This is a genomic window from Acinetobacter sp. WA-87 (assembly GCF_039938935.1).
GTDB lineage: Bacteria > Pseudomonadota > Gammaproteobacteria > Pseudomonadales > Moraxellaceae > Acinetobacter > Acinetobacter seifertii.
Genome location: NZ_JBDUVF010000003.1, coordinates 376,904 through 391,003 on the forward strand (window position 1 = coordinate 376,904; position 14,100 = coordinate 391,003).

14 protein-coding genes are annotated in these 14,100 nt (G+C 38.0%); 7 read left to right on the top strand and 7 right to left on the bottom strand.

Annotation, left to right across the window (positions count from 1 at the left end):
• Nucleotides 1-181: 181 nt before the first annotated feature.
• Nucleotides 182-1,048: a LysR family transcriptional regulator gene (locus ABFY81_RS11920; protein WP_347913846.1), complete on the bottom strand. Its 867-nt coding sequence runs from the start codon at nucleotides 1,046-1,048 to the stop codon at nucleotides 182-184.
• A 108-nt stretch (nucleotides 1,049-1,156) separates the two neighbouring features.
• On the opposite strand from ABFY81_RS11920, the gene ABFY81_RS11925 reads away from it, so the two are divergent.
• Both ABFY81_RS11925 and ABFY81_RS11930 read left to right on the top strand, forming a co-directional pair.
• Complete coding sequence (locus tag ABFY81_RS11925) at nucleotides 1,157-2,059, top strand: DMT family transporter (protein ID WP_347913847.1); 903 nt, start codon at nucleotides 1,157-1,159, stop codon at nucleotides 2,057-2,059.
• Nucleotides 2,060-2,126: 67 nt separating this feature from the next.
• Entirely contained in the window at nucleotides 2,127-2,411 is a 285-nt protein-coding gene (locus ABFY81_RS11930; protein WP_347913848.1) for a YciI family protein, read from the top strand.
• Nucleotides 2,412-2,478: 67 nt separating this feature from the next.
• On the opposite strand, the gene ABFY81_RS11935 is transcribed toward ABFY81_RS11930, so the two are convergent.
• The 4 genes from ABFY81_RS11935 to ABFY81_RS11950 form a co-directional block, all read right to left on the bottom strand.
• Entirely contained in the window at nucleotides 2,479-3,309 is an 831-nt protein-coding gene (locus tag ABFY81_RS11935; protein ID WP_019457816.1) for a hypothetical protein, read from the bottom strand.
• Nucleotides 3,310-3,540: 231 nt separating this feature from the next.
• Nucleotides 3,541-5,610 (bottom strand): glycine--tRNA ligase subunit beta, encoded by a 2,070-nt coding sequence (gene glyS / locus ABFY81_RS11940; RefSeq protein ID WP_347913849.1) that lies wholly within the window; start codon nucleotides 5,608-5,610, stop codon nucleotides 3,541-3,543.
• On the bottom strand, nucleotides 5,610-6,587 hold the full coding sequence (gene glyQ / locus ABFY81_RS11945) for a glycine--tRNA ligase subunit alpha (protein ID WP_002044989.1): 978 nt from the start codon (nucleotides 6,585-6,587) through the stop codon (nucleotides 5,610-5,612). Before glyQ ends, glyS begins: the two co-directional genes overlap by 1 nt.
• Before the next feature lie 89 nt (nucleotides 6,588-6,676).
• Nucleotides 6,677-7,093: a hypothetical protein gene (locus ABFY81_RS11950; RefSeq protein WP_347913883.1), complete on the bottom strand. Its 417-nt coding sequence runs from the start codon at nucleotides 7,091-7,093 to the stop codon at nucleotides 6,677-6,679.
• Between the two features lie 39 nt (nucleotides 7,094-7,132).
• On the opposite strand from ABFY81_RS11950, the gene ABFY81_RS11955 reads away from it, so the two are divergent.
• The 4 genes from ABFY81_RS11955 to ABFY81_RS11970 all read left to right on the top strand — a co-directional run bounded on the left by ABFY81_RS11955 (nucleotide 7,133) and on the right by ABFY81_RS11970 (nucleotide 10,954).
• Entirely contained in the window at nucleotides 7,133-7,537 is a 405-nt protein-coding gene (locus tag ABFY81_RS11955) for a lysozyme inhibitor LprI family protein (protein ID WP_347913850.1), read from the top strand.
• A 121-nt stretch (nucleotides 7,538-7,658) separates the two neighbouring features.
• A complete protein-coding gene (locus ABFY81_RS11960; protein WP_077163599.1) occupies nucleotides 7,659-8,921 on the top strand; it encodes a putative DNA modification/repair radical SAM protein in 1,263 nt (420 codons plus the stop codon).
• Nucleotides 8,922-8,923: 2 nt separating this feature from the next.
• Entirely contained in the window at nucleotides 8,924-9,721 is a 798-nt protein-coding gene (locus ABFY81_RS11965; RefSeq protein WP_347913851.1) for a TIGR03915 family putative DNA repair protein, read from the top strand.
• A 132-nt stretch (nucleotides 9,722-9,853) separates the two neighbouring features.
• Nucleotides 9,854-10,954, top strand: coding sequence for an HPP family protein (locus tag ABFY81_RS11970; protein WP_347913852.1), 1,101 nt, complete (start codon nucleotides 9,854-9,856; stop codon nucleotides 10,952-10,954).
• 68 nt (nucleotides 10,955-11,022) lie between these two features.
• Here ABFY81_RS11970 and ABFY81_RS11975 read toward each other — a convergent pair whose 3' ends face one another.
• A complete protein-coding gene (locus ABFY81_RS11975) occupies nucleotides 11,023-11,277 on the bottom strand; it encodes a PspC domain-containing protein (RefSeq protein WP_004705323.1) in 255 nt (84 codons plus the stop codon).
• A gap of 241 nt (nucleotides 11,278-11,518) precedes the next feature.
• On the opposite strand from ABFY81_RS11975, the gene ABFY81_RS11980 reads away from it, so the two are divergent.
• On the top strand, nucleotides 11,519-12,178 hold the full coding sequence (locus ABFY81_RS11980) for a hypothetical protein (RefSeq protein ID WP_004705325.1): 660 nt from the start codon (nucleotides 11,519-11,521) through the stop codon (nucleotides 12,176-12,178).
• Nucleotides 12,179-12,249: 71 nt separating this feature from the next.
• Here ABFY81_RS11980 and ABFY81_RS11985 read toward each other — a convergent pair whose 3' ends face one another.
• Nucleotides 12,250-14,073 carry an acyl-CoA dehydrogenase C-terminal domain-containing protein gene (locus ABFY81_RS11985; RefSeq protein WP_347913853.1) on the bottom strand — a complete coding sequence of 608 codons (1,824 nt, stop codon included), beginning with the start codon at nucleotides 14,071-14,073 and terminating at the stop codon, nucleotides 12,250-12,252.
• Nucleotides 14,074-14,100: the final 27 nt, after the last annotated feature.

The window sequence follows — 14,100 nt, forward strand, 5'->3', positions numbered from 1 at the left end:
TCATTGCAAAAAGCGGATGGCTTATGCAGATTTTATTTCTAAATCAAAAATTAATTTAATTTAAAGTATTTGTTTTATAAGTATAAAATTTAAATTTCTGAAATTTGGTTATGCTTTTTATGCATGACAATTTTATATAAAGCATAGATTTTTGCATGCATAGTTTATTTCAGGCAAAAACCTAAACGATAAATTCAGATTTAATCAATTCTAAAAACATATCTCTCGCTTTGTGATTACTTACATTTTTGTGCCAGAAAAAATGGTTTTGCATAAAGGCAAGATGTTCAAATTTATAGCCTCGAATATTGGTTAAATTTTTATATTGCTCAAAAAGACTCTTCGGCACTAAAGACACACCAGAGCCTGCACTCACGCAACCAATAATGGTGGCATAACTGGTAATACTCGTAATTGGAAGCGAAATATTTTTAAGCTTAAGCCATTCTTCAAGAGCAGCTCGGTAAGGGCAGCCTTCCGTCCACATAAAAATTTCCTTACCAATCAAATCTTCTTGGCAGTGGATTTCACCGAAAGATTCTGGGGCAATTAAAATAATTTCTTCTTGATAAATACCTAGCTTATTTAACATTGGAAATTCAATATTACCCGCGACAATTGCACCATCGAGTTTATGCTGAGAAATATCAACTAATAGCTGTTTCCATGTGCCAGTAATAATTTGAATGGAAACCTCTGGATAGCGCTGATGATATTTCGCAAGTAAGCTAGGCAGACGAGTTGTGGCAGACGATTCAATCGCTCCAATTTTGAGTGGGCCAGAAGGCGGTGCATCTGGGTGAATACTACGTTTTGCCTCATCGCATAGCGCTAAAATTTTATGGCAATAATTAAGAAAAATTTCACCAGAAGGAGTGAGGTTTAAACTTTTTCCTTCCCGATAAAACAGCGGTGCACCGAGTTCTTCTTCGAGTTGTTTAATCCGTGTCGTAATGTTGGATGGTACACAATGCAGTTGCATTGATGCCTTTGCCATTGTTCCGCATTCAACCACGGTTTGGAACATTTTTAACTGAGTGATATCCATGTTTTATCATTCACTTTTAATGAATATTAAACTCAATATAAGTTAATTTTATTCAACTATCCATGCGCATATGATGAAAGAGTTCCATTTCACTAGTGTAGATTTAACATGGCAATTTCCCTTGCTGCCGAAACCCAGCCTCCCGTATTTAAGCTCTATTTATGTATTGCTGTGACCGTCTTTTGTTGGGGCTATTCACCTATTGGTGTGCATAGTGCCTTGCACTCATATACACCACAGCATATTGCCTTGCTCCGTTTTTTGATTGCATCGGTTTTCTTACTTCTTTTGGTTATGAAAAAAGGCATTCAGCCTTTAAAGTGGAAAGATGTTCCTGCGCTTGCTGTATTAGGATTTTTCTCTGTAACTCTGCATCACTTACTTATAAATACCGGACAGCAGTATGTGACTGCGGTTGCATCTAGTATTTTGAGTCAATCTATTCCGCTATTCACTTTTATTATTTCAGCTTTGCTTTTTAAAGAAAAAATTAGTTTCAAACAGTGGTTGTGTATTTTGCTGGGACTTTGCGGCGCCATGTTGGTGGTTAGTGGAGATCATGGTTTTGGTGTACCTAGCCCTTATAGTTTATTAATTGTTTTAGCTGCAATTGCGTGGGGTCTGTACTTTAATTTATATAAGAAATTTGCTTTAAACTATGATGCCTTGAGCTTGATGTGCTACATCATCTGGTTCGGGACCATTCCTTTACTATTTTATAGCGCTCATTTACCTAGTGAAATTTCACATGCTACGTGGCAAGCAAATATGTCGGTTGTCTTATTGGGTATTTTCCCAAGTGCGATGGCTTATGTACTTTGGGGATATGTACTTAAAAATATGCCGTTAACGATTGCATCGAATTTTTTGTATTGCTCGCCGATTGTCGCCATGAGTTTGGCCGTTGTTTTCTTAAATGAAAAACCATCAATGATGGTGCTGCTAGGTGGAGTGATTATTGTGGGGAGTTTGGTGTGGATGAATTGGGGGAATTGGCGTACTATCGAATAATCTATAGATCATTAAACTATCTGTAGATTAATGCTATGTCATGTGTTACTTGCTTTAAGAGAATGAGATGATTGTTGTTACTTTAACTTATAAAAAACCGTTAGCCGAAGTTGATGCAGTGCTAAAAGAACATATCGCATTTTTAGATCATTACTATGAGCAAAAGAAATTTCTGGCATCAGGTCGCCGAGAAAATAGAGTGGGTGGGGTGATTTTAGTTCTAAGCTCTTCGATTCAAGAAGTTGAAGAAATCATGAAAAATGATCCGTTTTATATTCATGATGTAGCTGATTATGATTTTATGTGGTTTGAGCCATCGAAAAGTTTAGAAGAAATTAAAGAGTTGGTTTGAAAACATTAGAGAACTACTTAAACTTAAGTAGTTCTCTATTCTATTTAATATTAATTAGTAATTTTTATTATTGTTCAACGATATAAATACTATTTTCGAATACATCGCCTTTGCTTGTTTTAACTACGCCAACACATAAATTATCGGGAGTTTGAATAAAAGAAACTAAGGATGTATCTGCATTAGTTTTACAGCTTTTTTGCTTGTTTTCATCAAATGCTTTTAAATTTAATTGATGTTGTAAATCTAAAGTGAATACTTGGCTAAGAGCGTTAAATGCTTGATCTGCTTTTTTCATAAATAATAAATTATTATTAGCTTCCCATTCAGATAAAGAAATACGATCCTTACTTACATAGTGATATAAGCGTTTTGTATCTGCATTATTGTCGGCTGCATTTTTAAATTGGGTCTTTAAACCAAAATTTACTTTTACAATTGGCTTTTCACGGAAAGAAAGACGTGAATAAGGCACAATCTTAACTTCAGATGCCTGATTTAAATTGAGTAATTTGATTGTTGGATCAGCTTTATTTTGCGCGAAAGAATCGTTAATTTTTTGATGTATTAGCTGGTCAAATTTAATAGGTTGATTGAGAGAGCTTTTTTCAATGGCTGAACTATTTGCATTTTTATCAATTGCCATTGCGACTCCTACTCCGATAAGACCAAACATTCCAGAAACTGGGCTGGCTGAAGCATTACTAGAGTCGCCAACTAATATTTGGCTGTCTTTTACAAAGTAATCACCTGCACCTGATTCAGTCATTGAAGATAATTGTTCTGAAGAAACAGAAAGAGAGGTTTGTTTACCTGTAGCGGGATATTGAATCGATTTAGTCGTTGCACATCCAGTAAATAGTAATGTTGATATGAGTAATAAGTTTAAGTTTTTCATTGCAATCATTCTTTATTAAGTTAGGTAATTATTTGTTAAAGCTGGCTGAATTATGGATTAACTGAAATAAAAGTAAATAATTGTTATTTATTGAGTGTTTATAAATTAATCAATTTATTATTTTGAATAAAATTAGAAGGTAAAACTATTAAAAAACCATGCTTCCGGTTTAGTTCGGAAACATGGTTTTAAATAAAGCTTAATTATACAAAAATTAATTTCTATATAATCTTAGCCCTGCAACACACTCACATCAGCTACAGCAGTAAACAAGTTACGTAGCTGAGCCAGTAAACGTAAACGGTTTGCTTTCAGGTCAGCATCATCTGCCATTACCATTACACCATCAAAGAATGCATCAATCGGCGCGCGAAGTGCTGCAAGCTTAGAAAGGGCAGCAGTGTAGTCTTTTGCTGCAAGTAATGGTTCAACAGCAGGGGTAACTGCTTGAAGCTCAGCAAATAATGCTTTTTCAGCATCTTCAACCAAGTTTGCTTCGACTACAGAACCTTCTGGTGTCGCTTCTTTTGCAAGAATATTAGCAACACGTTTGTTTGCAGAAGCGAGTGCCGCAGCTTCAGGTAACGTACGGAAGTGGTTAACAGCATTTACGCGCTTGTCAAAATCAAGTGGAGACTTCGGTGCAAGTGCTTGAACAGCTTGAAGTACGTCAACAGCAACACCTTGGTCTTCGTACTTGGCACGGTAACGGCCTTCCAAGAATGCAACAGCATCAGCGCGAGTCTTGTCATGGTCTTTAACGATATCGCCATAGCCTTGAAGTGCAAGATTTACTAACTCTTCAATTGTTACATCTAATTCATTTTCAATGATTAAACGTAAAATACCAATTGCTGAACGACGAAGTGCAAACGGGTCTTTAGAACCTGTAGGCGCTTGTCCAATACCGAAAATACCAACAAGCGTATCTAAACGGTCAGCAAGAGCAATCGTTGTACCTGTTTTAGTTTTAGGTAAAACATCACCCGCAAATTTTGGTAAATATTGCTCACCTAAAGCTTCTGAAACTTCAGTGTTTTCGCCTTCAATACGTGCGTAGTAAGTACCCGCAATACCTTGAAGTTCTGGGAATTCACCAACAAGCTCAGAGGTTAAGTCGCATTTAGCAAGTAATGCAGCTTTTTCAGCATCGGCTGTGTTTGCACCAGTGATTGAAGATAATGCAACAGCAAGTTTTGCAATACGTGTTGATTTGTCCCAAAGCGTACCAAGCTGTGCTTGGAATACCATATTTGCTAATTTTTCTTTACGAGATGCAAGCGGTTGCTTTTGATCTTGTAAGAAGAAGAATTCAGCATCAGACAAACGAGGACGAACAACTTTCTCGTTACCTTCAATAATTTGAGTCGGATCTTTAGACTCAATATTTGAAACAGTAATGAAGTAAGGCTGTAATTTGCCTTCCGCATTGATCAAACAGAAATACTTCTGGTTGTCTTGCATTGTCGTAATAAGAGCTTCTTGAGGAACAGCTAAGTAGCGTTCTTCAAAAGTTGCACGTAAAGCCACAGGCCATTCAACGAGGCTTGTTACTTCGTCAAGTAAATCAGCTGGAACAATCGCAGTTGCGTTCACTTCATCAGCTAACTTTTTCACTTGTTCTTGAATGGTTGCTTGACGCTTTTCAAAGTTCGCAACAACGTAAGCTTTTTCTAAAGCAGCTAAATAGTCATTTGCATGCGCTAAAGTTACAGCTTCAGGTGCATGGAAACGGTGACCATAAGTTACATTACCCGCTTTATGATCTTGAATAGTCGCGTCAACAATTTGGTCATCTTTAAGTAAGAGAACCCATTTCACTGGACGTACAAATTCGGTGCGGCTTGCAGCAGAACGCATACGCTTAGCAATTGGTAAATTGTCTAATGCAGTTTGTAAAATCTGTGGAAGTAAAGCGTCAAGGCTTTGACCTTTTACATCTTTTAAATAGCAAACTTTTTCAACTTTACCTGCTTGGAAAGTAGAAAGCTGATCAACTGTAATACCTTGACCACGCATAAAGCCTTCGAGCGCTTTAGTCGGTTTGCCTTCTGCATCATAAGCTGCTTGAACAGCAGGGCCATCAAAACGCTTTTGTGTGTCTGCCTGAGCAGCATCGATATCAACAATTTTAAGTGCTAAACGACGTGGAGCTGCATAAGCTTCAATTGATGCGAAGTTTAAACCTGCATCTTTTAAGCCTTTTTCTGTTTCAGCTTTTAGGGCATCACGTAATGTTTTTAAGCTTTTTGGTGGAAGTTCTTCACAGCCAAGTTCGAATAAAACAGTATGTTTGCTCATTAGTTTTTCTCCGCCTTTGCTGCTTCACTTTCAGCTTGTGCTTTTAGCTGTGCCAATACTTCATCACGTAAGTGTGGTTCTGCCATTGGGAAGCCAAGCTCTGCACGTGCTTGTACATAACTTTGTGCAATAGCACGCGCTAAAGTACGTACACGTAAAATGTAACGTTGACGCTCAGTCACAGAAATTGCGCCACGTGCATCAAGCAAGTTAAAGGTATGAGACGCTTTAACCACTTGTTCATAAGCAGGAAGAGAAAGTTTTGCTTCAATTAAACGGTTTGCTTCTGATTCATAAAAATCAAACAGTTCAAATAATTTTTCAACTGGAGCGTATTCAAAGTTGTAAGTCGATTGCTCAACTTCATTTTGATGGAATACGTCGCCGTAAGTTACTGTACCAAATTGGCCTTTCGTCCAAACAAGGTCATAAACCGAGTCAACACCTTGAAGGTACATCGCTAGACGTTCTAAACCATAAGTGATTTCGCCTGTTACTGGGTAACATTCAACGCCACCGACTTGTTGGAAGTAAGTGAACTGAGTCACTTCCATACCGTTAAGCCAAACTTCCCAACCTAAGCCCCAAGCCCCAAGAGTTGGAGACTCCCAGTTGTCTTCTACGAAACGAATGTCGTGAGTAAGTGTATCAATCCCGATTGCTTTTAAAGAATCAAGATAAAGCTGTTGGATGTTGTCTGGGTTTGGCTTAAGTACCACTTGGAACTGGTAGTAGTGTTGCAAACGGTTCGGATTTTCACCATAGCGGCCATCTTTTGGACGACGTGAAGGTTGAACGTATGCCGCGTTCCAAGTCTCAGGCCCTAAAGCACGTAAGAATGTTGCGGTGTGGAATGTTCCAGCGCCCATTTCCATGTCGTAAGGTTGTAATACGACGCAGCCTTGTTCGGCCCAGTAGTTTTGTAGGGCAAGAATTAAACCCTGAAATGTATCAATATGCGAGATGGCGCGACTCATGTAGCATCCACGAATTTATGAGAAAAATTGCCCCTAAGTATAAGGATTTTGTAGGGGAGTGGCAAAGGCTTAATCAAAGGAATGCGCGATTAGCCTATTTGTTTTCGGCTTAGCCACTTCAAGCTTAACCAGTAGCAAAAGCCCGTAAATAAAATCATGAGATAAAAACTGTAAATCTTATAAATATCCCACCAAGGAGATGGAAATGACCCGACAAAAAACAAACGTGCAATAGGGCTTATCAAAATCCAGATCACAGTTGCGCTAATGAAAATACTCATCAGATTTAAACGATTTTTACGGGCGAGTAAATATGAAATGACATATGTGAAAGGAATAACCAGAAGGCCATAAAAAAGTAAATAAAATAAGAAGTGGGCTAGAAAAATAACTCCAATCGAATAAAGGTTGAACTCAGCATTTAATGTCATTACTCCTAAGGCAGATAAACTTAGCAATGGGATAGGTGCAAGCGCAAGTGCGTAAATAATCGTTTTTTTTGTTATATTGCAGCATATTAAAAATTATAGAACTGAGAAGAAGTTATGTTGAAATTTTGCTGCAAACTTATTGTTTTATCCAGTCTTTTTTATAGTCCGTGGTTATACGCACAAACCGAAACTGATGAGCAAGATGAGTACAATCAATGTGTAGAACAGACTATTAAAGAAATGAAGCTTGAAAGCATTAATAATATGGTCGTGTATAGTTGTTCTGATAAAGCTAAAAAGACTTATGAAGAAAAAATTGTTGCTCTCATTGATCAAATTCATGCACAAAGCGAAGAATACAAACAGCCAGAACGTTACCAAGATATTTTAAAATCTCAGCGACTTTGGAAAGCCTATGTAGATCAGGAATGTAATAATGCAGGTTCATACATTGGCTCACCGATGTATTCGTATTGCCCTATGCAAGAGTATGAAAAGCGTGTAAAGCAGCTTGAATAATACGTTAATTAAGCTAGTTCATTTTAAACGTCATCTCATGACGCTGACCGTACTTCACTAGATTAAATTTAAGAATGCGACATGATATTTTTTAGACGATGCCACAAATGAGTCGTTTGATATGTCTGATCGCATTCGGGAAAAACTACAGATTCTTGCTGATGCTGCTAAATATGATGTGTCTTGTTCATCAAGTGGCAGTGACCGTAAAAACAAAGATAAAGGTCTAGGGGATGCTAGCCATTCGGGTATTTGCCATAGCTATACTGAAGATGGCCGCTGTGTATCTCTCTTAAAAATTCTATTTAGTAACGTTTGTATTTTTGACTGCGCCTACTGTGTTTCACGTCGCTCTAACGACGTCCAGCGTGCAGCATTTACGGTGCAAGAGGTCGTAGACTTAACTATTAATTTTTACCGCCGTAATTATATTGAAGGGTTATTTTTAAGCTCAGGCATTTTTAAATCGGCGGATCATACGATGGAGCGTATGCTTCAAGTCGTGAAAAAGTTGCGTCTTGAAGAAAACTTTAATGGCTATATTCATCTAAAAACCATTCCGGGAGCATCGCCTGAACTGATTCATGAAGCAGGTTTATATGCGGATCGTATGAGTATTAATTTAGAGATGCCAACTGAGATTGGGCTAAAAACTTTCGCCCCAGAAAAATCACATCAGGAAGTACAAAAAGATTTAGGTTTAGTCCGTGACAGGCTCATTCAGCTTAAAGATGAGCGACAAATCATTAAGCATGTACCGAAATATGTACCAGCAGGGCAGACCACTCAAATGGTAGTGGGGGCACATCAAGAGTCAGACCAAGATGTCTTGTTTATGGCAGACAAGCACTATAAGGAATTTAAACTCAAGCGCGTCTATTTTTCGGGTTATATTCCAATTAATACCGAAAATAATTACTTGCCAGCAGTGGGTTCCGCACCGCCGCTGCTTCGTGAAAACCGACTCTATCAAAGCGATTGGCTCATGCGCTTTTACGGGTTTCAGGTCAATGAAATCGTTAATGAAAAACATCCAAACTTAGATCTTGATGTAGACCCGAAATTAAGCTGGGCTTTAAGGCATCCTGAACAGTTTCCGGTAGATTTAAATCGTGCTGATTATCAAATGATTCTGCGTGTACCAGGCATTGGGGTGAAATCGGCTAAGAAAATTGTGCAGGCTCGCCGTTTTGGAAAAATCCATATCGATTTACTTAAAAAACTAGGCGTGGCCTACCAGCGTGCAAAATTCTTTATTCGCTGTGAAGACAGTCCAAAATTCCAAAAGGAATTATCTTCTGGCTATATTCGACAGCAGATTTTAACGCAGGGATCTTCGAAATATGTGCAGCAACTCTCGCCACAATTAAGCCTTGGGTTTTAGCCATGTTTAATGAGGAAGTTGCTTACTATTTTGATGGTTCAATGGTTGGGCTACTAAGCTGTGTTTTTCGTGCATTTCAATTTAAAGAATTACAGGTCAAACTCTGCCTGAATGATGCAGCTCAGCATGGCTTATTTGCCGATAAAATTGAGGTTGCAAATAACGAGCAACATGCCGAACGTGTATGGTCTGCGCTACAAAAAAAGCTTTCATCTTCTTCGTTAAAACAATTTTATTTTGCTTATTTATCTGAATCTTTAGATGCCTATCAGCATTTATTTAATTATTGTATTTATGTGTTTAGTAGTCATTCGTCTGTAGAAAAAGATTATTCGCACCCAAGTGTTTTAGCGATTGCGCAGTGGACGAAAAAAGTCGGGCGAGAAAAGCATCGCATGGAAGCTTTTATTCGGTTTAAGAAAACTAAAGATGAGCTTTTTTTAAGTTTAGTACGTCCTGATTTTAATGTTTTACCCCTTATTCAGCCGCATTTTAAACGGCGTTATGAAGATCAGCGTTGGCTCATTTATGACGAGCAACGTAAGTTTGGAATTTATTATGATTTACGTGAAATACATGAAGTTTCACTCGAAGCCTCTGAAGTTGACCGTAATTTTAAAAATGGCATGAGTCAAAGCTTTCAACTTGAGTTAGATGAGCAGGAAGTTTTATATGACCAGCTTTGGAAAGATTATTTCAAGAGCGTAAATATTACAGAACGCCAGAATATAAAACTTCATGTGCAGTATTTGCCAAAACGTTACTGGCGCTACTTAAATGAAAAATTGATGGAATATTAAAGTTTTAAAATAGTAAGAATAACTTCAAAAAATTCTCTGAGCATTGAAAGATATAATTTAAATGCATTTTATACGGCTTTCGGCGTATACTTTTGCCCGTTATAAATAACGGCATATCCCCAAAGGTGTACTGTGAGTGTTATACAGCGAGAATGGTTACAGATTTTAAAACCAAATTTTAAGGTTTTACCACTAAAAGAGCGATTGCTTTGCGGTATTGGAGCACTATGTGGTTTAGCAATTTCTTCTTTAATTAGCTGGTATGTTCTGGGTGGAATTAATGCTTGGTACATCGCGCCTATGGGTGCCTCATCTGTTCTTTTATTTGCAGTTTCAACCAGTCCGTTGGCTCAACCATGGAACGTGATTGTTGGTAATACTTTAGCTGGCATTATTGGCGTTGCCTGTGCACAGTGGATTCCTGATTTAACTACGGCTTTTAGTGTGGCTGTCGGGCTTGCCATCTTTTTAATGATGACCACCGACTCGTTACACCCACCAAGTGGCGCAGTTGCAATTACGGCCGTACTGGGTGGTACTGCCATCCATAAATTAGGTTTTTATTTCATTCTTTATCCAGTTTTACTCAACTCGTTACTGCTACTTGGGTTTGCTGTTTTCTTCAATCGATTGATTGGGCGACATTATCCCGTTACCGCACATTTAAATGAACGTACTAAAGATCCAACACCTACCCAAAAGGTGTCGATTCAGCCAAAAGATATCGAGTATGCATTAGAGCATCACACTGAACTATTAGATATCAGCCAGTACGACTTAGAAAGAATCATTTTAGAAGCGCAAGAACATGCCAATGAACGCATGGTTAATCAATATATCTGTCAGGATATTATGAGCCGTGATGTGATTAAGTTGCATGAAGACGACGATATTCACCAAGCACTCGATAAGTTTAAACAACAGAATCTTATGAGTTTACCTGTGGTCAATGCAGAAAACCATTTGGTCGGAACTTTAGCGTTATATGAAGTCGTAGAATGGTTTAAAAGGGCAGCCGATCCAAGAAACTCTTGGCAGCATTATGTAAAGCAGATCATGAGTCGTCGAGTGGTTACTGTACTACCAACCCAACCTATTCAAGATTTAGTGCCATACTTTGTTGAAAAGTCTTTTAACTACATTCCTGTTGTTGAAGATCGTAAGCTTATAGGAATGATTAGCCGTGCAGATATGATTGCTGCATTACAGCAACAGTTAAATCGAAAGCTATAATTTTAGAATAAAAAAAGCTACGGTTGATTAGGGGATGCAACCGTAGCGACCAAAATAAACTAAGTTATTTAATGTATTTGTTCTTCTCGTACAGTACGAACAGGTTGTTGATAACCTTGGACTTGTTCAGGCTGTCTTTTAGGAATGACTAACCATAAAACGAGATAAACTAAAATCCCTGGGAAAGCCGCACTCATTACCGAAACCAATACGAAAATAATGCGTAATAAATTTGCGTTCCAACCAAAACGTTCAGCAATACCGCCCATTACACCGGCGATCATGCTTTGTCGGTTCGAGCGATATAAACCAGAATTGGCCATCTAATTCTCCTCAAATATATAAACTACAAGGAATCATTTATTCACTTGTTTAATAAAGATATGGAGATCGAATTACCAAGTTAAAGTCTTAATAAAACTAAAAATGGTTAAAATATGTAAACGATTTAAAGGAATGAAAGAAACATCAACTAAAATGCACTTTTTCAGGGCTAAATCTTATTTATATAGGTAAATAGTTCTTGGATTAAAGATAAACTTGTAACATTGCTGTCGTATTTAAATGATGTATATATCTTTGAAGCAGTCTGGTTTTGTAATAAAGCATTTAGGTTTAATGATTATCCTAGGTATAGGGTTAACTGCCTGCGATGTAAACCATGCGGAATCGAAAGATCATTCCAGTGTATCCACGACAGCTTCAAAGCATGAAAATGACGCTATAAAAAATAACTCGGCAGTAACAACTTTAGATGCTGCTGCTGGTCGGACTTTTCTACCAAATAATTCACAAGGCCACTTACAAAAATTGTCGGCCTCATCGTTACAGTATGTTGGACGTTATCATACTCGCATATCTTGTACAGATGCTTTTGCTGATTGTGAGAACGGGGAAGCTGAATATATTTTAAATTTACTAGCTGATGGTTCTGCCTACTGGAATGTAGTTCATTACGGACGTATAGGTACTAAAGATGGTGCTAAAAGTGCGGTTGTAAATCAATTGTGTCCTAACTTAACGTGGAAAGTAGACAATGTAGAACATAATTTAATTATTCATTGCCCCGCATCAGATGTGAATTTCTACTTTAATATTGATTCAGAAAGAATTTTATCGGTAAATTTAGAAAAACTCTTTTATAGTGATTATGGTAAAAATCGTGAGTTTCTAGAGCAAAATTATTTTGTTCCTACAAAAGCTTATATCCTTAAAAAAGAATAAAGTTAATTTTAATATAATAAAAAAGAGCGCAATATAAATTGCGCTCTTTTAATTTTAGTATTTACAAATCATTAGTAGTCGAAGCTAAAGTGCTCAACTGGTAATGAAGTAAGTGTGCGAGATGTAGTTACCATCGATTCTGCATGACCTTGTGCACGTGGCAATAAACGGTCGAAGTAGAAATCAGCAACTTTAATTTTTGCTTTATAGAACTCAGGGGTTTCTTGACCGTTGCCAGCTTCTAATTTTTCAGAAGCAATCACAGCTTGTTGAGCCCAGAAGTAAGCCATCATGACATAGCCTGAGAACATTAAGAAATCTACAGAAGCAGAAGACACGATGTCGCGGTCTTTACGTGCAGCAAGCATGATACGAACTGTTAAAGTATTCCACTGAGCACAAAGCTTAGTTAAGTCCCAAGCAAAACGACGTAAGTATTTATTACGTGCGTGAGCAGCACAGAATTTTAAGATTTCAGCAGTGTATTCACGTACTACTTTACCTTTTGAACTTAGCAACACTTTACGACCAATTAAGTCGAGTGCTTGAACACCAGTTGTTCCTTCGTATAAGGTCGCAATACGTGCATCACGTGCGATTTGCTCCATACCCCATTCTTTAATATAACCATGACCACCGTAAACTTGCATACCGTGGTTGGCTGCTTCTAAACCAAGTTCAGTTAAGAAACCTTTTAAGATCGGTGTATAGAAACCAAGTTTGTCATCGTAGTCTTCAAAAGCAGCTTGATCACCACGTGTTAACGCATCTGTCATTTTGTCAGCAATTTGCGCAGCATAGTAAATCATTGCACGACCGCCTTCAGCGATCGCTTTTTGAGTTAAAAGCATACGGCGTACGTCTGCGTGGTGAATGATTGCATCAGCAACTTTATCTGGATCTTTCTTACCAGAAAGCGCACGCATAGACATACGGTCTTTAGCATATGGAAGAGCACCTTGGAAAGATAACTCAGCATGTGCAATACCTTGAACTGCAGTACCGATACGCGCTGTGTTCATGAAGGTAAACATTGCATGTAAACCTTTGTTTACTTCACCAATTAGATAACCTGTTGCATTATCAAAGTTGAGTACAGCCGTTGCAGACGCACGAATACCCATTTTGTGTTCAATTGAACCACAAGTTACGGTATTGCGTTCACCCACACCGCCATCTGCTGTAGGCATGAATTTAGGTACGATAAACAATGAGATACCACGTGTACCTGCTGGCGCATCTGGAAGACGAGCAAGTACGATGTGAATAATGTTTTCAGTTAAATCGTGTTCACCCGCAGAAATAAAGATTTTTGTACCCGTGAGTTTGTAAGTACCATCTGCTTGAGGTTCAGCTTTAGTTTTTACTTGGCCTAAGTCTGTACCACATTGAGGTTCGGTTAAGCACATTGTGCCGCTCCATGTACCTTCAACAAGTTTAGGCATATATGTTTGTTTTTGCTCATCTGTACCGAATTGCAAAATCGTGTTCATACAACCTGAGCTCAATCCTGGATACATGGTAAATGACCAGTTTGCAGTACCCATCATCTCTGATTTAATCAGGTTTAGAGACATTGGTAGGCCTTGACCACCAAATTCTTCAGGATAAGAAAGTCCTTGCCAGCCACCCATTACGAACTGGTCATAAGCTTCTTTAAAACCTTTTGGCGTTTTTACTTCGCCGTTGTCAAAATAGCAACCTTCTTCATCGCCAGATTGGTTAAGTGGTGACAGTACGTTTTCACAATAATCTGCCGCACCTTCAAGAATCATATCTACAGTATCTGGATCTGCACTTTCACCATTTGATAAAGTTTTATAGTGAGCAGGATAATCTAGTACTTCATTCATTAAGAAGCGGATATCGTGTAGGGGAGCTTTATATGCTGGCATGGCTTTAATCCTAATTTTGAATCATTG